We start from the raw sequence: 18,311 nt of genomic DNA, 5'->3' as shown, positions 1-18,311 counted from the left end.
ATGTCAACATTAGTTGCAGAACTAAAAACCACACAAGCCCAATTAGCTGAATCACATGCTCGTATTCATCTTCTGACTTATAAGCTTCAAAATGAAAATCAACGCTGGGTTGAAAATATATATCAAGTGATGAAGCCCACTTTGTTACAACTAGCATTTGGGCTACCAGATGAGATCATTGATTTATCTAGTTATGGATTCACTGTACCATCACAATTGTTTTCAGCACTATCTGGTGAAGTCTATGATGTAGTTTCATCTTTTGATAATTTAGAATTTCCTATTCCTGTTACTCGGGGAAAAATCCTACAATGGTCATTTACTTGGGATGGTGCTTTAGCAGGAGAGACACTATTATTGAAAGTAGGTACTTATTGTCGAGTCAATCATTGTCATCTTAATTTATCAATTATGCCTGATGATGAAGAAGATAATGAGTTGATAGAAGCTCAATTATATGGACAATATCTTAAAGACAATACTTATGCTGTTTTCCCATTAAGTAAACCTTTGAAACCGGGATCTTATAGATGTCGGTTGACATCACCAGATACTGATAATAGTGATAATTTACTGGCAGTTTGGTTGAGTATTAATGAGAAAAAAGTAAGTAATTGTTTAACGCTTCCAGATTCAAATCACTATCAAAAATGGTATGAACAGAATCGTTGTAATCAAGATCAACTTGAAACCCAGCGAAGTGAATCAAAATTATGGCAAAATAGTCCTCTTATTTCAGTGGTTATTTCAAGCTTAAATAATGAATTATTTTTAAGCTTGCATGAACAGAGTTACATCAACTGGGAATGTATTATTGTTGAGGATCAAGCCAATTTGGATATTGCTAAGCAATGGTGTGAACAAGATACACGGTTTCATTTGGTGCAAGATTTTGCCGCTGAAGGTGAGTATCTCTGTGTTGTTGATCCTGATGTTCGTTTAGAACCACAGGCATTATTTGAAATAGCTAAGATAATTATAAAAGAACAGCCGGCTGTTATTTATTCTGATGAAATGCTGGTTGATGAAAACCAAGAAATGATTCGTTGTGAATTTAGAGACGATTTTAATTATCATTTCCTTCTTAGCCATCTCTATATTAATCATTTTACAGTATTCAGTAGTGAAATCATTTCTAAAGTAGGTGGTTTTGCAACAGATTTACAATTGCGAGTAGCGGCAATCACACAAGACTTTTATCATATTCCTAAAGCACTTTACCGATGGCGCACTACTGAACAAACTAATTCATTGGCAGCTATTAATCAACATCTACAAACGATTGGTTTGAATGAAACTGAGGCTTGGGCTGAGGAAGGCTTGGCTACTAATTTCTTTAGAGTACGTAGAAAAATAACAGCTACTAAAGTTTCTATTATTATTCCAACCAAGGATAGAGTTGATTTATTAAGAACTTGTATTGATTCTTTCCAAAAAATAACTCATATTCCAGAAGGAGTCGAATTAGAATTTGTGATAGTAGATAATGGTTCTACTTGTCAAAATACTTTAAATTATTTAAATCAATTAGAACAACAAGGCGTTTTAGTAGTTAAAATACCCGGAGCATTCAATTATTCATTATTAAATAATGAAGCAGTGGCAAAAGCTAGTGGCTCAATGTTGTTATTTATGAATAATGATATTGAAATAGTAGAATCAGGATGGCTTGAAGCCATGTTGGAATTGATGGCATGGAATGATGTAGGAGTGGTTGGCAGTAAATTAATTTATCCTAATATCAATATGATTCAACATGCTGGTGTTATTACTGGTTTTCATGATATAGCTGGGCATGATCATCAATATTATCCAGAATATGATGAATTCAATAACTTAAATGCTGGGCATAATAATGCCTTATTAGTTATTCGTGAATCTATGGCGGTTACAGCGGCATGTATGTTAGTACGTCGTTCCGTTTTTGAAAAAGTTACTGGATTTGATGAACAATTAGTTGTTGGATTTGGAGATACTGATTTATGTTTAAAAATTCGCGAACAAGGCTACCGTTGTTTATTTACCCCTTATGCACGTCTGATACATCATGAATCTGCAACTCGTATGCGTCAACAAGGTGATCCCCATCCAGTTGATAGTGCCGTATTTAGGCAAAAATGGCAAGATTTATTGGAACAGGAAAATCCTTTTTATAATAGCAATTTAAATAAACATGGGAAAATGTTTGGATTACGGTTTGTTTAAGCCTTGTTGTTGTAAATATTCCAAAATATATTTAGCTACTAATTGGTTTGATAGCGGTGAATAATGTCCCTTAAATAATTGTCTTATTCCATAATTATTACCATATTTATCAAAGGCATCCATTATGTCAATATAAGGATAATTTTTTTCCTTAAAATGCTGCAAAAGTGGAGTATATATTTTGGTTTTATTGTCACGATAGCGCATAATATCTGCTTCAGATGGGAATAAAATAATTATCGGTAAGGATTTATGTTTGATCGCGCTTTTTCTAAATTCTTCAAAAATTTTTACTGTTACTTGAAAGGCTTCTGATTCTTGGTTGTATTCATCATGTTTTATAATATTATTTTTATTCATCAATTTGTAATGAAAGCTTTTAAAAAGGCGAATTGATGGTAAAAAACTTGAAAAAGAATCAATAAAATGTTGTTTTGATTGAGTTTGAAAATAATGATCATGAACACCTAGTTTTGGCAAAACTAGTTCTGGTTGCGCTATCAGTTGCTTATATTGAGATAATTTTTGTATAGGGTTTTTTATTAAAACTAATTCGTCATTTTTTATGATAAAACGGGGTTTTGCTAGTGAAAGCCCATCCTGTGGCAGATAAAATGGGCGAAATACATTAACATTACGAAAAATATTTTCCGCCATAAAGCCTATGAAAATAATATCTGAATTATAATGTACTCCGTCTTGTTTGTAGCGTAAAAAAGCCTGATCTAATCCAAAAGCACCTACTCCAAAATTAATTACTTCTAAATTAGAATTAGCGCGATTTAATTGTTGTTGCCAAGTTTCTTCATTTTTTACATCGTCACAATGAGTGAATGAATCTCCAAAGGATGAAATACGAATTTGGTTTTTAGCTGCTAATAAGGAATACTCTTTATTGGCTCTGATTCCTTTTGAATTAGCCAAATATCGATCAGAAGCAAAACCATTGGGTTTTATTGTCCATCCCAAAGTAGAACTATAGACAATATAATTGGTTTTTCCGCTTGTCAAATGCTCTAAGCTCTGTTTCTGTTTTTCAGAAACAGCAGTGGTTGATAGGCTACCTACTCCATAGTTATAGTCAGCCATTCTCCCTTCCTTAAAGAACAATATTGTTAAAAAGGATGCTGCTTCAAGGAAAAGATAGGGGATTAAGAGTATTACAAGCCAAAAAATTGCCTTTTTCATTAAAACCATTCAATAACTGTTGGTTTATTTAGTAAATGTAGCAGAACACTTTTTATTATCATCCATTTTTAGAATAACATAACTTTCAGTTTTTTCAGAACTGCAATCTCCGCCCCAATTTACCAAAGTAAAGCCCATATCAGGCACAGCAACTAAAATTGCTTGACTATTTAGTGAATATGTTGCGCTACATAATTGTTTCAAGTCTTCTGTACGATTACTACAAATAAGTTTTAAATCTTCTTTATTATTACCACAAGTAATATCATTAGTAAAGTAAGTAATTACTATTCCATTATCTGGAGCTGGATCAACTATTAATGTTACTGGCTTTAATTCAAACAGTGCAGAGCAGGTTTTTGATGTATCCATTTTTATAGTAATGTTATCACCTGCCTGATCTTTACAATCATCACCCCAAGCTTGAAAAGCATAACCATCATTAGCTACTGCTTGTAATGTAACCACAGTATCTGCTGGATAATCAGTTGGTGTACAGTCATCTGGACAAACTTTTGAATCAGTATTTAGATTATTTGTTATGGTAACTTTACCATTTTCAGAATTAACGGTAAGCTTATTATTGCCAGCAGCCCATTGTTCATAAACTGATAGATCAGATATGGTATATGTAAATGAAACAGTTTGAAGTTGGACACCGTTTTGATTAAGATTATTCGCGTTAAAAAATCCAAAGAACAAACATGAACTGGTATTGATAAATTCTTTATCTCGTTCATGAGCAGCAGTCCTTGAGTCCCCTAAAGCCAGCCATCCTGTTGGTAAAGTTACATGTAATTCGCTTTTATTATTTAAAAATTCTGATAACTGAGGACTGGCAGGTTCTGTAATATTATTACAAGACATTTCACCAAAATCCTTAAACATGACCAATTGGCTAGCTGCTAATGCTTGACCATTGACCCCCATATTCAACTTTTCTACACCGGGGGGGAGATAAATCAAAAGATATGCACTTTCTCCCTTTTGTATTTTCCAAGATATTGGGTTTGTAGAGGTAGCTGCTACATAAGTCAATCTATTGTTCGCTATAGTAATTGGGTTAAAAATATCTGACTGACCATTCCATTTACTCTGTTCGGGTAATTCTACACCAGATTTCCATTCTGCTTGCGCAGAATTCAATAAGATTAAACCAAATATGAAGCTAGTCAGTTGAATTCCACTGAGATTCAAACTATATGAATTTATCATAATTAATACTAAATTTAAAATTGCAAAAAAATAGCCCATCTAAAAAGATGAGCTAAGTCAAACTCGTTATATTAATCAATAATATTTTATCGAGGTGAATTTTGGATAAACTCGCTAGAATTATTTCTTAATGTCATGGTATAAACAATAGCCGGCGCACCAGAGTAAGGACATCCTGTTCTCGCTTTCATATCTAAAGAATACCATCCAGATGCAAATTTCCATGCTGGTAAAAACCATTCTACTTCAGGTGTAATTGCAGTTCCAGCACTTGGTGTTGCTGCTAAATCACCTGATACAGAAGTAGGCGGTTCAACAGTATTTCCAACACCATGTTCCTGATTATCAAATTGACTAATTGTATAGCCCATACTACCTGTTGCATTAAATGGCGGAGTCCAAGGACCTTCGATTTTACCGATTTGACATACATCTGACCTTAAATGTCTGTATTTGGTTGGGAAAGTTACAAATACAATACTTGCTGCACCATCGGCATTCTCGTAAGTAGCTCCATAAGATTTGGCTGCCAAAGCAGTCTCAATATCTAATATATTATCCAAGCCTGCTCCCGGAAAATCACTACCAATATTAGTACCAAATTTAACTTCTACATCATAAAATGGATTTGAGATAACATTCCCTTTATCATCTGCATCTAGAGCAGTCATTCTATAGGAATAACGTTCTCCAAGGAGAACCATAGACACTTCACCACGCAACTGAACACTGCTTGCTTCATCTGTACGAATCATGCAAGTACCAGTAGCACCAGCAGGGCAGTCAGCATTATTAAGAGCTAGTAGTGAATCTGGTACTGCTGCACTACCTAATGGTGTATCAAAGATCTTTGCCAAATCAAACTTACTCATTCCCTGCTGGATGGTTACGGAACCTTTTGGTGTTTTTACTGTATCTTTTACACTGTAAGCACCAATAATTTCAAAGTGACCCATTTCATTATTATCATCAGCAGAAAGTGCTACATCAAACATCATAACATTTGCAGGTGTTCCTTCTATAGAAGCAAATGAATCAGCGTTTGGCAAATTACGTACTGAATCATCAGTAGATTTCACATAGGCTTGACCATTAACATTGACAACCATACCACGCCAAACATCTCGTGGACTTAAATAGAGAATAAAATCCAATACTTCAGTAGAATTAACCTGAGAACGGAAACCAATACGAGCCTTAACTGCATGATCTGGGCTTGTGTTTATCACCCTTATATAACTAGGACCTTGGGGACTTCCCTTTACATTCACTATATAAACTGGGGCCAAAAGCACTTGACCAGTTCCGTCTGCCGCTACTTCAAGCGCACTTGCACTACCACTAAAGGCAACACCAGATGCTAAACTAGCTGCCATTAAAGACGGCAGTAGTTTCTTCTTCAAGGAAAATTTAGTCATAAATTTTCACTCCTTCATTAAAGAATTATTAATTAAAATTACAAATTATATCTAAATGAGTTAATAACTACATTAGAATAATTAGTTTATCAAAGACAAGTCTTAACTGTTATATAAATAATCAAACTGAATATTGTTTCTATCAATCAGAGATTACTATACAACAGATTAAGATATAATTGCAACAGTTGTTGTTTAAAAAACAACACTTGAGCTAATATTATATATCATAATGCTTAGCATATCAAAAAATGAACTAAAATCAAGTCTAAAATAATCTTTTTAAGATATTATAAGCTGGTTTTTCTGGATAAAAAGCCGCCATATCTTGGCTAGCCTGCGTCATTAATGATAAACGACGTTTTTTATTACTAACTAAATTGCTTAAAGCAACATAACATCTATGGTCAGATGTTGTATCTATAACAATACAATTGTTTTGATCACTTGCAAAACTATTAACACCTCCAAATTTCGGAACAATTACCGCTACTCCACACGCCATCGCTTCCATTGCGGTTAAACCCATTGCTTGAAAATTTGAAAAATCAACAAATATATCAACCTTATTAAATAATCGTGCCAATTCTTTTGGTAAACATATACCAAGATTTTTATATTTAAAATCGCGTTTCAAAGCTAGAAATTGTGGGTCATTATCAGCAGCTCCAAATAAAATTATTTCAATTTTATCAGCATAATTCTTTTGAAGTTTACTTAAAACCCGCATCGTTCGTGCTGCGCCACGCCTACTACTAGAAGGACGAATCATTGCGCATATTCGTACTGTTGTAATATTGCTACGTTCTGAACGCGGTATAAATAAGTCAATATTGCAACTTGATCCTATAACAGTACAAGGTTTTTGAATTTGTGTCTCAATTTCAGTCTTATTCCATAAGGTTTTGGTAAAAAGTACCAGATCTGGAATACGTAAATAAGAAATCCAAGCGTCGCGAAATTCCGCATGAATCCGAAAATAATAGGATGCAAAACGACGACGTAACCAACTATGTTGCCAAAATAACCGATAATGAGTTGGTTTGTCAATATAAAAATAAGGTTCAAAATCTTGAATATAATAGCCTATTATAGGTGGATTAGGCTGTTCTGCTAATGGTGCAATCCATTCTACTGAATTATTAGCTGTTGCGATAACCGCATCAAATTCATTGCAAATATCAGGTATTTCAAAATATGCCCCTACATATTTTACTGGTACATCTAAATCGGGATAAGATTTTTCAAATTCTACTTGATGATGTAAAAAGTTTAAAATACAAACATCAATACCCATCCGCAACATAGCTCGCGCTTCATCAAGAACAACATTACCCCCACCACCTATAAGCCAAATTGGTAATACAAAAATTACTCGTTTACCATGCCAATTATACTGTGCTTCAGTGATTAAATTCCAACGTGCTATTGAATGTTTAGCGCGAGTACGTATAGTCTTTAATAAGATACTTTGTTGACATTGTTTTACCCCTGCGTCAATAATGGATTGTCCATGTTTCTTTGCTAAAGCAATTCCCGCTTGTTCTGCTAGTTTTTTACGACGCTCATGTGAATAACTTTTAGATTGAGCATGATAAATATAAGCATCATCTGCAACTACTAATTTCCAATTGGCTTGACGAGCGCGAATACAATAATCATTTTCTTCTCCATAACCTTGTCCAAAATGTTTTTCGTCAAAATAACCTATATCTTCAATTAGTTGACGCTTTATTAATAGACAAAAACCATTTAAGAAAGCTAAACGTGGATATAAACGAGCTGAAAATGTGGCAATTCTTGTTGCCATTTGACTAATAGTTATGTCAGTTGGCAATGGATTTGTTGCCCAATCACCTTTATCTTCAATTTTGGGAATTGATTGCCATGATGCTGTATTACTCAATGGACCAACCATGCCAATATTAGTGTTTGATTCTGCACAGATTATTAAGTTATCTAGCCAATTAGGAGTAACAATAGTGTCACTATTCAAAAGGACAATATATGAAGCTTTTGCAGCTCGCATACCTTGATTGGCTGCTATGGTATAACCCCGTGCGGTCTCATTTCTTAATAAGCTGATGAAATTTTCATTTGCATAGTAGCGTAAATAATCACGAGTTTCTGTATTACTACCATCATCAACTAGAATTAGTTTATAAGGTGATGTGGTATATTTACCAATTGAATTTAAACAAGCCTTGACATCAGTAAGTGCATTATGCACACATATAATAATATTAACTAATTGCATTATTTTTTCTTATAATAAAATAGACTATGTACTAATTCTCACACCTATTCTCCAGCTTGTTTTAGTGCTTTATTCATAATTTTATTACTTATTCTGAAATTTTTTTCTTGTAAAATTTCAATATAAGCTTTGATATTTTTTATTAGCCCCATTTGTTTAGCAATGATTAGAATACCAATCAATCCAATAACTTTAAATCCTGCCAATACAGCACTTTTTCTGGCTTTTTCTTCATCTAATAAAATTATGTTTGCTTCCATTTCTTTTGCTAACACTAATGTTTCTGCTTCACCTACTTCCAATGAAACCATTAAAAAATTAACTTGAGTGTAATCGGAAACTTTCTTTTTTATAATCCATAAGGATTCTCTAACATCTTTTGCTCCCGCTTTTTCTCTACCTTTTTCGACAATTTCATGATATACCGCTTCAGGTATATAAACTTTTTGAAAAATACTGCTAAGCAAGCTTAGTTTGTCTATTTTTGCTAATCCAATAAAAACTGTAGAATCACCGATCACAATCATAATTTTAATTTATTAATTATTTCTTCTGCTATTTCCAATTCTCTATCTATCTCGTCATCATCATAATTTATTATTGGTACATTATTTTGACTGAGGTATTCTATAAAATTCCATTTAGATAAACCTGAAAGTTCTGTTGCCTTTCCTAAAGATAAGATGTTTTTCTTAAAATACATTAATGCTAAAAGTTTTCTTGATTCACTAACAATTTTGTCTTTAGTTAGACCAATACTTGCTAGTGATAAATACAAATCTTCTGATAAATTTATAATTGCAGGAACAGTTTTCATTTGTCACTTTCTCTTAATTGACTCTTATTAAATAAGCCGCAACTTGCCCAGCATTTTTCTGACGAATTATGTGCCATGATTCTGGTAAGTTGGGTTTGGCAAGACTGGTATCGGTTTCTAAATAGATTAGTGCTTGTGGGTTGAGCCATCCATTTTGTTGTAATAATGTACAACAGGAATCTAGTAAATTACTTGCATAAGGTGGATCTAAAAAAACAATATCAAAACTATCAGTTTTTTTCTTCAGGAATTTTATTGCATCATTAGATAGGATTGTGACATTGTCAGCAGCAAAGCTAGTGACTTGTTGTCTTAAACTTTGCACAATATCGCGTTGTTTTTCTATTAATAATACTTGTTTAGCTCCCCGTGATGCTGCTTCTATACCTAATGCTCCAGAGCCGGCAAATAAGTCTAAACAGCGGCTCCCGGGTAAATCCATTGCTAACCAATTAAATAGGGTTTCACGTATTCTATTAGGTGTTGGACGTAGTCCAATTTGATTAGGAACTTTTAATTTACGTCCACGCCATTGCCCAGCAATAATTCTTACTGTTCCCGTCAAGTGATTTTTTTAACTCCTTGATCAGAACCTAATAATAGTACATCCGCAGGGCGAGCTGCAAATAAACCGTTAGTAACAACACCTACAATTTGATTTAGTTCTGCTTCTAATTGAACAGGTTGCATAATCTGTAAATTATGCACATCCAATATGACATTTCCATTATCAGTAGTAAAACCGTCTCGCCAAATTGGATTACCACCCATTTTTACTATTTGACGCGCTACATAACTACGTGCCATCGGAATAACTTCCACTGGCAATGGAAATTTACCCATTACATCTACTAATTTACTGTCATCTGCAATACAAACAAATTTTTTGCTAACAGCGGCTACAATTTTTTCACGAGTAAGGGCACCACCACCACCTTTTATAAGGTGTAAATGTCGATTAGATTCATCAGCACCATCAATATAGACTGAAATTTCATCAACACTATTAAGTTCTAATACTGGAATACCATGAGATTTTAGTCTTTCTGCGGTGGCGTTAGAACTTGCAACTGTGCCTTCGATAGTATGTTTGATACTAGCAAGTGCATCTACAAAGTGATTCGCAGTACTTCCGGTGCCAATACCAATAATTGTATCAGGGACAACATATTCTAAAGCTGCTTTGGCAACTTGTTGTTTTTTTTCATCTGGTGTCAAATTATTCTCCTTTAAGTTTTGTAGCAAAATGGTGGGTTTCGCTGACGCTCTACCCACCCTACATAATATAAATTGTTGCTTAAGTTTTGTAGGGTGGGTAGAGCGTCAGCGAAACCCACCATTTAAATCCTGCTTCAATAATTAAGTTTTGTAGGGTGGGTAGAGCGTCAGCGAAACCCACCATTTAAATCCTGCTTCAATAATTAAGTAATATTATATCCACAATCAACATAAGTTATTTCGCCTGTTATTCCTGACGCTAAGTCAGAACATAAAAATGCAGCGGCATTACCAACTTCTTCAATAGTAACATTACGTCTTAATGGTGCTTTTTCTTTAAAAGAATCTAACATGTTACGAAAGTTGCCAATTCCTGAAGCTGCTAAGGTGCGGATTGGTCCAGCGGAAACTGCATTGACACGAGTTCCTTCTGGTCCTAAGCTGTAAGCTAGATAACGGACATTAGCTTCTAAACTAGCTTTTGCTACTCCCATAACATTGTAGTTTGGCATAGCGCGTTCAGCTCCTAGATAGCTTAAACTTAATAATGCACCATTACGCCCTTTCATCATATCACGCCCAGCTTTAGCTAAAGCTCCAAAACTATATGAACTGATGTCATGAGCAGTTTTAAATCCTTCACGAGTTGCATTTTCTAAATATGCCCCTTCTAATTCTTCGCGAGGCGCAAAAGCTACAGAGTGAATTATAATATCTAAGCCATCCCAAGATTTTTTTAATTCCTCAAAAACTGCTGCTATTTGTTCATCGCTACTGACATCACAAGGCATAGTGATATTAGAATTAAATTCTTTTGCTATTTTGACAACGCGATTTTGAAGTTTCTCATTTTGATAAGTGAAAGCTAATTCTGCACCTTCACGTTGCATAGCTTTTGCTATGCCATAAGCAATTGAACGATTACTTACTAATCCTACAATTAGCGCACGTTTTCCTGCTAAAAATCCCATTTTTTCTCCTTGTTTAAGGCTTGATAGGTTTTAATTTTTTATGTCTATGTGCCTGAATCATGGCAATTATTTCTATCGAATCTGCTGTATCGTCTTCACTTTCTAAACTGATTCTTACTGCATAAGGTAATGATTGTAATAGTTTCGCTGACCATTCTTTTAACCATTTAGTATCATCTTTGAGTTTTTCATCAATATATAAATATTCAAATGAAACACTATAAGCCTCTAAAACTGTGGTGACAGTTGCATATTCTTCTAAACGTTCAGTAGGATCACTGGCAAAGGCTGGTACAATACGAATTTCTAATCCATCTTTTTCTTCACTGGGTAATAATTGCCATGCTGTTAATCCCGGTTTACGCCCCGGCGATACGGTAGATACCCAAGAAATCTGTTCTTCATCACCTTCAAAAAATATATAATCTTTATTTTCTTCCACATCCCTATATAAATGTGGATAAGCACCTTGCAATGCGCGTTCAATTTGCAATAAAACTAATACCTTATCAATACTAGTTTCTAATCTATTAGAAGAACGTGTCCATTCCTTTAATACGAAACTCATACCCATTGACAACATTAACATTACCATTGTTGACAATGTCAGTGCAATTAATAATTCTAATAAAGAAAAACCTTTTGCTTTCGCTTTCACAATTTACTCAGCTTTATCTTGTATAACAAGGCGTACTGTACTAATAACTTTTTCTGTCTCTTTATCATATATCAGTACTGGTTCTAATGCTAATCGCATTGGTTTAGTTTGACGCTCTGGTATTTCTATTGCTTCATCGCTAGTTTCAATTTCTAAATTACTACTATAACGTTCAGGTAATTCAGGATATTCAGGATCTTCCAGCAATTGAGCGGCATTTATGGCTGAACGTAAAAATACTGTTCGTTCAATACCATCTACGCCTTTAAAAGCTAGACGCTTACTTGCACCTAATAAACTAAAAAGATTTCCTAAAACCATACCAACAATAGCCATTGCTATTAGTACTTCTAATAGACTAAATCCTGCCGCTGTCTTCTTCATGATCTAAGATCTCTGACTCAATTTTACCTGTAATTGGACTGACAGTTATTTTAGCTTTATGGTATTTATAAGTTAAAACTATTGCACCGCCACTACTTCCGCCTTCAGGATAAAAGATTATTTCAAATGTTTTTGATTCTTCCTCTTCATCCTCACTCAAGTAATTACCACCCCATTGTATAGTAGCACCACGGCTAGTCCACTTTCCCGGTTCGGATTTGCTAGTTTTAGAACCGGTATTTTCTTTACCTTCGTGAAAACTGGCAACTTTTTGTTTGCCTTCTACAATGGCAGAGCGGCGAGCATAATTTAATACTGCCACCGCTTCACGTACTTGGGCTTTAAGAATGGTTACTTCACTGTTACTTAGACGTGGAACTACTACCGCGACAGCCATACCAATGATGACCATCACTAGAATTAATTCTAATAAACTAAATCCGGCATGATACCGATTAGACATTATTTCCAATTAACAATATCAGCATTTTCTTTGTCACCACCTTCTTGACCATCGGCGCCATAAGAATAAAGATCAAAATCGCGCCCTTCACGACCGGGTTTGCGGTATTGATATTCATTACCCCAAGGATCTTTAGGTAAACCTTTTCTTAAATAAGATCCTTGCCATGTTGAACTGCTAGAAGTATTTGTAACTAAATCTTCTAAGGTAGATGGATATTTAAACATATCTAAACGATATGAATCCAATGCAACTTCAATATTAGAAATTTGCGTTTTAGCGGTATCACGTTGTGCGCCTGCTAATTTACCCCAAAGAGTTGGACCAACAACTGCTGCTAACATGCCAAGAATAACCATGACAATTAGTAGCTCCATCAAGCTAAAACCTTGTTGTGGTTTTAATTTTTGATTATACATATTTTTTCCAATAATTAATGTTAGTGTAGTAGTTTATCATAGTAAACTAAAGACAGTTTTTCAAATTTAGTTTAAAATATTTATCTTCTATTTTATATCATCAGGAAAGTTCTAATGACAACAAATGTAGGTGGAATTGATAAACTAATTCGTATTATACTTGGTTTAGCAATAATTGGTGCAGGTGTTTATTATCAAAGTTGGTGGGGTGCAGTTGGTGCTATACCATTATTAACAGGTTTTATAGGTTATTGCCCTGCTTATCCATTGTTTGGTATTTCAAGTTGTAATAATGACAAAAAAGAATAACTAATTCAAAGACCTGACAGGTTTTAAAAACCTGTCAGGTCTCAAGACTATCTTAAACGTAAAGGTCCTAAAAACCGTGCTTCTTCAGTAATAGTCAACTCAGAATTGTCTTTTGCGGTTAATGTAAAATGAATTGTGGTGGTGCGTTTCTGTACTTTATTTTGTGCAACTGTTAAACGTAGCGGTACAGTACTAATCTCACCAGATTTAGTTTTAATATCAATTTTTTGCACTAAAGCTAAACCTTCAATACCTGTAATAGTTAGATTATAAGCATGATCTTTATTATCTAAATTCATAACTCTTAATGAATAAATATTTTCAATCATACCCGCGTCTGTTTTTAAATATAAACTTTGACGATCACGAATTACATCTAATTCAACTAGTGAGCGGATACTAATACTGTAAATGGTTCCTATAAATAAGGCTATTAAAATACCAGCATATACAAAAAGACGTGGTCTTAAAATACTCGTATTTTTGCCTTTTAATTTATTTTCTGTAGTGTAACGAATTAAGCCTCTGGGATAAGCCATTTTATCCATCACTTCATCACAGGCATCAATACAAGCAGAACAACTAATACATTGGTATTGTAAGCCATCACGAATATCAATTCCCGTTGGGCATACTTGTACACATATTGAACAATCAATACAATCACCTAAACCTTGGTCTTTATAATTATCCTGATTTTTTTTACGTGAACCGCGTGATTCGCCGCGTTTTTCATCGTAAGCAATAATCATTGTATTGTTATCAAACATCGCGCTTTGAAAACGCGCATAAGGGCACATATAAGTACAAACCTGTTCACGCAATCTTCCAGCGAAAGCATAAGTGGCTAAACTATAAAATAATACCCAGAAAGTTTCCCAACCGCTAAGTTGCCAATTCAAAATTGAATCAGTTAATTCATGAATTGGGCTGAAATAACCAACAAAAGTATAACCAGTAAATAAAGCAAATATTATCCATAATGCATGTTTAGTTGTTTTAATCCGAAATTTTCTAAAAGACTTTGGTTCATTATCCAGTTTAATTTGTTTTGGTCTATCACCTTCAATTAAACGTTCCATCCATAAAAACGCATCTGTCCAAATTGTTTGGGGGCAAGCAAAGCCACACCATAATCTACCTGCTAAAGCTGTAAAGAAAAACAGAATCATAGCAGCTAAAATCAATAAAAAAGTCAGATAGATAAAATCTTGAGGCCAAAAAGTCATGCCAAAAATATAAAATTTACGAGCTGGTAGATCAAATAATACAGCTTGGTGTCCATTCCATTGCAACCAAGGAATACCATAATACATACCTAATAATATTAAGCCGCTTAAAACTTTAAGTCGGCTAAAATAACCTAATATTATACGTGGATAAATTTTTTTACGCTTAGCATAAAGACCTTGTTGAACTTCTTCAAGTGGTATTTTTGTAGTATTTTTTTTCATAATAAAAAATGCCCCCTAAACCAGACTGACAAGGGGTTTAGAGGGCGTTAGAGAATGGAAGTTATTATTTATTCAATGAGAAGCTATAAATATAGCTAGCTAATAAATGAATTTTATCTTCACCTAAAAATTCACCATGAGCTGGCATAATATTTTGACGACCCTTGGTAATAGTTTCAGTAATAGTAGCTTTTGAACTACCATAAAGCCAAATATCATCAGTTAAATTAGGCGCACCTAACATTTGATTACCTTTACCATCCGTGCCATGACAAGCAAAACAAACTTTGTTAAAAGCTTCTTTTCCTTTGACAGCAGCGGCTTCTTCATGTTTTTTGCCGCTTAAGCTTAAAACATATTCCACTACATTATCTATATCAGCATCACTATTAAGATTATTGGTCTCAGCATCAGGCATATTACCTTTACGACCATGTGTAATACTAGTTTTTATAGCTTCTGGAGTACCACCCCATAGCCAATCATTATCGCGTAAATTAGGATAACCGGGTACACCACCGGCATCTGAACCATGACAGACAGTACAATAAGTCATAAATAGACTTTTACCTAATCGAACTGCATCTGGCCTTTTCGCTAATTCAGCAATTGGTTCTTTAGCATATTTCGCATAAATAAGTCCATAGCGGTTATCAGCATCTTCCATTTCTTGTTCATACTGCTTAAGTTCAGTCCAACCTAAAAGACCAGCATAAGAACCTAAGCCCGGATAAAGTATTAAATAGATACTAGCAATTACTAAGGTGATATAAAACATGTTTAACCACCAACGAGGCAAGGGGTTATTATATTCAGCAAGATCTTCATCCCAAACATGCCCCATAGTTTTCACTTCTTTATCATCAGATTTAGAAGAAGAATCACTTCCTAACCAAATTATCAAAGCAAAACAGCCTAAAATACCACCTACAGTTGGAATGATAATAAACCATTCCCAAAATTGACTTGTAAAAATGCTATTTTCAAACATTATTGTTGTTTCTCCTTAACTATTTTTTCAACCGAATCATCGTCATCTATTGGTAGGTGAGCGGCATCATCAAACTCAGATTTACGTTTGCGACTAAACGCCCACACTACAACACCAAAAAAGATAACCATGACGATAATAGTCCAAATGGACTGAATCAGTGCCATGATATCCACCATTTACCTCACATTTTTGATTGTTTTACCTAAGCCTTGTAGATAAGCAATGATAGCCTCTATCTCAGTTTTACCTTCTACGGCTTTAGCAGCATTAGCAATTTCTTGATCAGTGTAAGGATGATCAAACCAATCTTTCAAAGTTTGCATTTTATATTGAACTTCCTTACCATCAATAAAATTCTTTGCAAGAGAAGGATAACCGGGCATTACTGATTCCGGTACTACATCGCGTGGATTGATTAAATGAGCATAATGCCATTCATCACTATAACGTCCACCTACACGATGTAAATCTGGACCAGTGCGTTTAGATCCCCATTGGAATGGACGATCATAAACAAATTCTCCTGCAACAGAATAATGTCCATATCTCTCTGTTTCTGCTCTAAAAGGACGAATCATTTGGGAATGACAAACCATACAAGATTCACGAACATAAATATCGCGCCCTGCTAATTGTAATGCCGGATATGGTTTTAAACCTTCTACTGGTTCTGTCATTGATTTCATAAAAAATAGCGGTACAATTTGTACTAAACCACCAACACTAACTACAAGTGTAGTTAGAATAATCATTAAACCAATATTAGTTTCAACTTTTTTATGTGCGTCAGCCATTATTCAAATATCTCCTTAATGCGCCACCAAGGCTGGGGTTGGAATCGTATCATTAACTTCGAATGTTTTTGGACTTCTAACTGTTTTGAAAACATTATAAGCCATTACCAACATACCAAATAAGAAGAACGTACCACCTAACCAACGAGTTAAATAATAAGGGTGCATAGCTTGTACTGATTCAACAAAACTATAAGTTAAAGTTCCATCAGGATTGACAGCACGCCACATTAAACCTTGCATAATTCCTGATACCCACATTGCAGTAATATAAAGAACCACACCAATTGTAGCAGTCCAAAAATGTAGTTCAACCAGTTTTAAACTATATAATTCACGTCCAAATAAACGCGGTATTAAATAATACATACTACCCATAGAAATCATTGCCACCCAACCAAGAGCACCAGAATGAACATGTCCAATAGTCCAATCAGTATAATGTGATAAGGCATTAACAGTTTTTATTGCCATCATCGGGCCTTCAAAAGTTGACATACCATAGAAAGAAACTGCTACGATCAAGAAACGTAAAATAGGATCACTACGTAATTTTTCCCATGCTCCTGATAAGGTCATAATTCCATTAATCATACCACCCCAAGAAGGTGCTAATAGAATCAAAGACATAGCCATACCTAAAGTTTGAGTCCAATCAGGTAAAGCTGTATAGTGTAGATGATGGGGACCAGCCCAAATATAAGTGAAAATCAATGCCCAAAAATGAACAATTGATAAACGATAAGAATATACGGGTCGTTGTACTTGTTTAGGTATAAAATAATACATCATACCTAAAAATCCAGCAGTTAAGAAAAATCCAACCGCATTATGGCCATACCACCATTGTACCATTGCATCTTGAACTCCAGCATAAGCTGAGTAAGATTTCCACATGGAAACTGGTACTGCTAAATTATTAAATATATGTAATAAAGCAATTGTTATGATAAAAGAACCATAAAACCAATTAGCAACATAAATATGTGGAACTTTACGCTTAACAATGGTGCCAAAAAATACTATTGCATAAGAAATCCAAACGACTGCTAGCAGTATATCTATAGGCCATTCTAATTCAGCATATTCTTTAGTGGTAGTATAACCTAATGGTAAAGTAATCGCGGCTAGAACAATAACTAATTGCCAACCCCAAAATGTAAAAGCGGCTAATTTATCAGAAATTAACCGCACATGACAGGTACGTTGTACTACATAATAAGAAGTAGCAAATAAAGCTGAACCACCAAAGGCGAAAATTACAGCATTAGTATGTAATGGTCTTAAACGACTAAAAGTAAAATAAGGTACATCTAAAACATTATTAAGCCAAGGCCAAGTTAGTTCAGCGGCAATATATACGCCTACCGTCATACCAACTACACCCCAAACAATCGTCATTATGGCAAATTGCCTAATGACTTTATAATTATAGGTATCTTGGTTTTCTGCCATATTTTTTCCTATTTAAGATAAAAAAACATACCAAAATACAGGATACAAGCTTTATCTGCAACTATTATTTCTGGTTTTTAATTTTCAAATCA

Annotated in this window: 20 protein-coding genes; 2 read left to right on the top strand and 18 right to left on the bottom strand. The window is 34.4% G+C overall.

Features of this window, described 5'->3' with window-relative positions; genetic code table 11:
• Window positions 1-2,205 carry a glycosyltransferase family 2 protein gene (locus BHU68_RS14715; RefSeq protein WP_069471415.1) on the top strand — a complete coding sequence of 735 codons (2,205 nt, stop codon included), beginning with the start codon at window positions 1-3 and terminating at the stop codon, window positions 2,203-2,205.
• Here the strand turns inward: BHU68_RS14715 and BHU68_RS14710 are convergent.
• The 13 genes from BHU68_RS14710 to gspG all read right to left on the bottom strand — a co-directional run bounded on the left by BHU68_RS14710 (window position 2,191) and on the right by gspG (window position 13,213).
• Window positions 2,191-3,294, bottom strand: a complete 1,104-nt coding sequence (locus BHU68_RS14710; protein ID WP_069471414.1) for an SGNH/GDSL hydrolase family protein — start codon at window positions 3,292-3,294, stop codon at window positions 2,191-2,193. The genes BHU68_RS14715 and BHU68_RS14710 overlap by 15 nt on opposite strands.
• Before the next feature lie 123 nt (window positions 3,295-3,417).
• The gene (locus tag BHU68_RS14705; RefSeq protein ID WP_141698840.1) at window positions 3,418-4,608 is read right to left on the bottom strand and encodes an InlB B-repeat-containing protein; all 1,191 of its coding nucleotides are present in this window, start codon (window positions 4,606-4,608) and stop codon (window positions 3,418-3,420) included.
• An 86-nt stretch (window positions 4,609-4,694) separates the two neighbouring features.
• The gene (locus BHU68_RS14700) at window positions 4,695-6,026 is read right to left on the bottom strand and encodes a hypothetical protein (protein WP_069471412.1); all 1,332 of its coding nucleotides are present in this window, start codon (window positions 6,024-6,026) and stop codon (window positions 4,695-4,697) included.
• A 268-nt stretch (window positions 6,027-6,294) separates the two neighbouring features.
• Window positions 6,295-8,283 carry a glycosyltransferase gene (locus tag BHU68_RS14695; protein WP_069471411.1) on the bottom strand — a complete coding sequence of 663 codons (1,989 nt, stop codon included), beginning with the start codon at window positions 8,281-8,283 and terminating at the stop codon, window positions 6,295-6,297.
• 44 nt (window positions 8,284-8,327) lie between these two features.
• The gene (locus BHU68_RS14690; protein WP_171899640.1) at window positions 8,328-8,804 is read right to left on the bottom strand and encodes a DUF3368 domain-containing protein; all 477 of its coding nucleotides are present in this window, start codon (window positions 8,802-8,804) and stop codon (window positions 8,328-8,330) included.
• Window positions 8,805-8,806: 2 nt separating this feature from the next.
• Window positions 8,807-9,100 carry a UPF0175 family protein gene (locus tag BHU68_RS14685; RefSeq protein WP_069471409.1) on the bottom strand — a complete coding sequence of 98 codons (294 nt, stop codon included), beginning with the start codon at window positions 9,098-9,100 and terminating at the stop codon, window positions 8,807-8,809.
• Between the two features lie 13 nt (window positions 9,101-9,113).
• Entirely contained in the window at window positions 9,114-9,665 is a 552-nt protein-coding gene (gene rsmD, locus BHU68_RS14680) for a 16S rRNA (guanine(966)-N(2))-methyltransferase RsmD (RefSeq protein ID WP_069471408.1), read from the bottom strand.
• The gene (gene rpiA, locus BHU68_RS14675) at window positions 9,662-10,318 is read right to left on the bottom strand and encodes a ribose-5-phosphate isomerase RpiA (RefSeq protein ID WP_069471407.1); all 657 of its coding nucleotides are present in this window, start codon (window positions 10,316-10,318) and stop codon (window positions 9,662-9,664) included. Before rpiA ends, rsmD begins: the two co-directional genes overlap by 4 nt.
• Before the next feature lie 203 nt (window positions 10,319-10,521).
• Window positions 10,522-11,289 (bottom strand): enoyl-ACP reductase FabI, encoded by a 768-nt coding sequence (locus tag BHU68_RS14670; protein ID WP_069471406.1) that lies wholly within the window; start codon window positions 11,287-11,289, stop codon window positions 10,522-10,524.
• 13 nt (window positions 11,290-11,302) lie between these two features.
• Window positions 11,303-11,947 carry a prepilin-type N-terminal cleavage/methylation domain-containing protein gene (locus tag BHU68_RS14665; protein WP_069471405.1) on the bottom strand — a complete coding sequence of 215 codons (645 nt, stop codon included), beginning with the start codon at window positions 11,945-11,947 and terminating at the stop codon, window positions 11,303-11,305.
• A 3-nt stretch (window positions 11,948-11,950) separates the two neighbouring features.
• A complete protein-coding gene (locus BHU68_RS14660; RefSeq protein WP_069471404.1) occupies window positions 11,951-12,331 on the bottom strand; it encodes a type IV pilus modification PilV family protein in 381 nt (126 codons plus the stop codon).
• Window positions 12,306-12,794, bottom strand: coding sequence for a prepilin-type N-terminal cleavage/methylation domain-containing protein (locus tag BHU68_RS14655; RefSeq protein WP_069471403.1), 489 nt, complete (start codon window positions 12,792-12,794; stop codon window positions 12,306-12,308). The genes BHU68_RS14660 and BHU68_RS14655 overlap by 26 nt, the downstream gene beginning before the upstream one ends.
• The gene (gspG, locus tag BHU68_RS14650) at window positions 12,794-13,213 is read right to left on the bottom strand and encodes a type II secretion system major pseudopilin GspG (protein ID WP_069471402.1); all 420 of its coding nucleotides are present in this window, start codon (window positions 13,211-13,213) and stop codon (window positions 12,794-12,796) included. The genes BHU68_RS14655 and gspG overlap by 1 nt, the downstream gene beginning before the upstream one ends.
• 114 nt (window positions 13,214-13,327) lie before the next feature.
• On the opposite strand from gspG, the gene BHU68_RS14645 reads away from it, so the two are divergent.
• Window positions 13,328-13,522, top strand: a complete 195-nt coding sequence (locus tag BHU68_RS14645; protein WP_069471401.1) for a YgaP family membrane protein — start codon at window positions 13,328-13,330, stop codon at window positions 13,520-13,522.
• Window positions 13,523-13,569: 47 nt separating this feature from the next.
• Here BHU68_RS14645 and ccoG read toward each other — a convergent pair whose 3' ends face one another.
• The 5 genes from ccoG to ccoN all read right to left on the bottom strand — a co-directional run bounded on the left by ccoG (window position 13,570) and on the right by ccoN (window position 18,219).
• Window positions 13,570-14,976, bottom strand: coding sequence for a cytochrome c oxidase accessory protein CcoG (ccoG, locus tag BHU68_RS14640; protein ID WP_069471400.1), 1,407 nt, complete (start codon window positions 14,974-14,976; stop codon window positions 13,570-13,572).
• 64 nt (window positions 14,977-15,040) lie between these two features.
• On the bottom strand, window positions 15,041-15,967 hold the full coding sequence (gene ccoP, locus BHU68_RS14635) for a cytochrome-c oxidase, cbb3-type subunit III (protein WP_069471399.1): 927 nt from the start codon (window positions 15,965-15,967) through the stop codon (window positions 15,041-15,043).
• Window positions 15,967-16,134 (bottom strand): cbb3-type cytochrome oxidase subunit 3, encoded by a 168-nt coding sequence (locus tag BHU68_RS14630; RefSeq protein WP_253180914.1) that lies wholly within the window; start codon window positions 16,132-16,134, stop codon window positions 15,967-15,969. The genes ccoP and BHU68_RS14630 overlap by 1 nt, the downstream gene beginning before the upstream one ends.
• A 12-nt stretch (window positions 16,135-16,146) precedes the next feature.
• The gene (ccoO, locus tag BHU68_RS14625) at window positions 16,147-16,764 is read right to left on the bottom strand and encodes a cytochrome-c oxidase, cbb3-type subunit II (protein WP_069471397.1); all 618 of its coding nucleotides are present in this window, start codon (window positions 16,762-16,764) and stop codon (window positions 16,147-16,149) included.
• Between the two features lie 15 nt (window positions 16,765-16,779).
• Complete coding sequence (gene ccoN, locus BHU68_RS14620) at window positions 16,780-18,219, bottom strand: cytochrome-c oxidase, cbb3-type subunit I (RefSeq protein WP_069471396.1); 1,440 nt, start codon at window positions 18,217-18,219, stop codon at window positions 16,780-16,782.
• Window positions 18,220-18,311 lie beyond the last annotated feature (92 nt).

This window comes from Candidatus Marithrix sp. Canyon 246 (assembly GCF_001723685.1).
GTDB lineage: Bacteria > Pseudomonadota > Gammaproteobacteria > Beggiatoales > Beggiatoaceae > Marithrix.
Note: the sequence above shows the minus strand (reverse complement) of the source record. Positions and strands in the feature narration are given on the sequence as shown.

What these genes read in the sequence shown, in the direction of transcription:
- ccoP (WP_069471399.1), bottom strand. Translation starts at nt 15,967, where the DNA reads ATGTTTGAAAATAGCATTTTTACAAGTCAATTTTGGGAATGGTTTATT.
- BHU68_RS14695 (WP_069471411.1), bottom strand. Translation starts at nt 8,283, where the DNA reads ATGCAATTAGTTAATATTATTATATGTGTGCATAATGCACTTACTGAT.
- BHU68_RS14710 (WP_069471414.1), bottom strand. Translation starts at nt 3,294, where the DNA reads ATGGCTGACTATAACTATGGAGTAGGTAGCCTATCAACCACTGCTGTT.
- BHU68_RS14645 (WP_069471401.1), top strand. Translation starts at nt 13,328, where the DNA reads ATGACAACAAATGTAGGTGGAATTGATAAACTAATTCGTATTATACTT.
- BHU68_RS14705 (WP_141698840.1), bottom strand. Translation starts at nt 4,608, where the DNA reads ATGATAAATTCATATAGTTTGAATCTCAGTGGAATTCAACTGACTAGC.
- BHU68_RS14700 (WP_069471412.1), bottom strand. Translation starts at nt 6,026, where the DNA reads ATGACTAAATTTTCCTTGAAGAAGAAACTACTGCCGTCTTTAATGGCA.
- BHU68_RS14630 (WP_253180914.1), bottom strand. Translation starts at nt 16,134, where the DNA reads ATGGCACTGATTCAGTCCATTTGGACTATTATCGTCATGGTTATCTTT.
- ccoO (WP_069471397.1), bottom strand. Translation starts at nt 16,764, where the DNA reads ATGGCTGACGCACATAAAAAAGTTGAAACTAATATTGGTTTAATGATT.
- BHU68_RS14685 (WP_069471409.1), bottom strand. Translation starts at nt 9,100, where the DNA reads ATGAAAACTGTTCCTGCAATTATAAATTTATCAGAAGATTTGTATTTA.
- BHU68_RS14670 (WP_069471406.1), bottom strand. Translation starts at nt 11,289, where the DNA reads ATGGGATTTTTAGCAGGAAAACGTGCGCTAATTGTAGGATTAGTAAGT.
- BHU68_RS14655 (WP_069471403.1), bottom strand. Translation starts at nt 12,794, where the DNA reads ATGTCTAATCGGTATCATGCCGGATTTAGTTTATTAGAATTAATTCTA.
- ccoG (WP_069471400.1), bottom strand. Translation starts at nt 14,976, where the DNA reads ATGAAAAAAAATACTACAAAAATACCACTTGAAGAAGTTCAACAAGGT.
- BHU68_RS14660 (WP_069471404.1), bottom strand. Translation starts at nt 12,331, where the DNA reads ATGAAGAAGACAGCGGCAGGATTTAGTCTATTAGAAGTACTAATAGCA.
- gspG (WP_069471402.1), bottom strand. Translation starts at nt 13,213, where the DNA reads ATGTATAATCAAAAATTAAAACCACAACAAGGTTTTAGCTTGATGGAG.
- ccoN (WP_069471396.1), bottom strand. Translation starts at nt 18,219, where the DNA reads ATGGCAGAAAACCAAGATACCTATAATTATAAAGTCATTAGGCAATTT.
- BHU68_RS14715 (WP_069471415.1), top strand. Translation starts at nt 1, where the DNA reads ATGTCAACATTAGTTGCAGAACTAAAAACCACACAAGCCCAATTAGCT.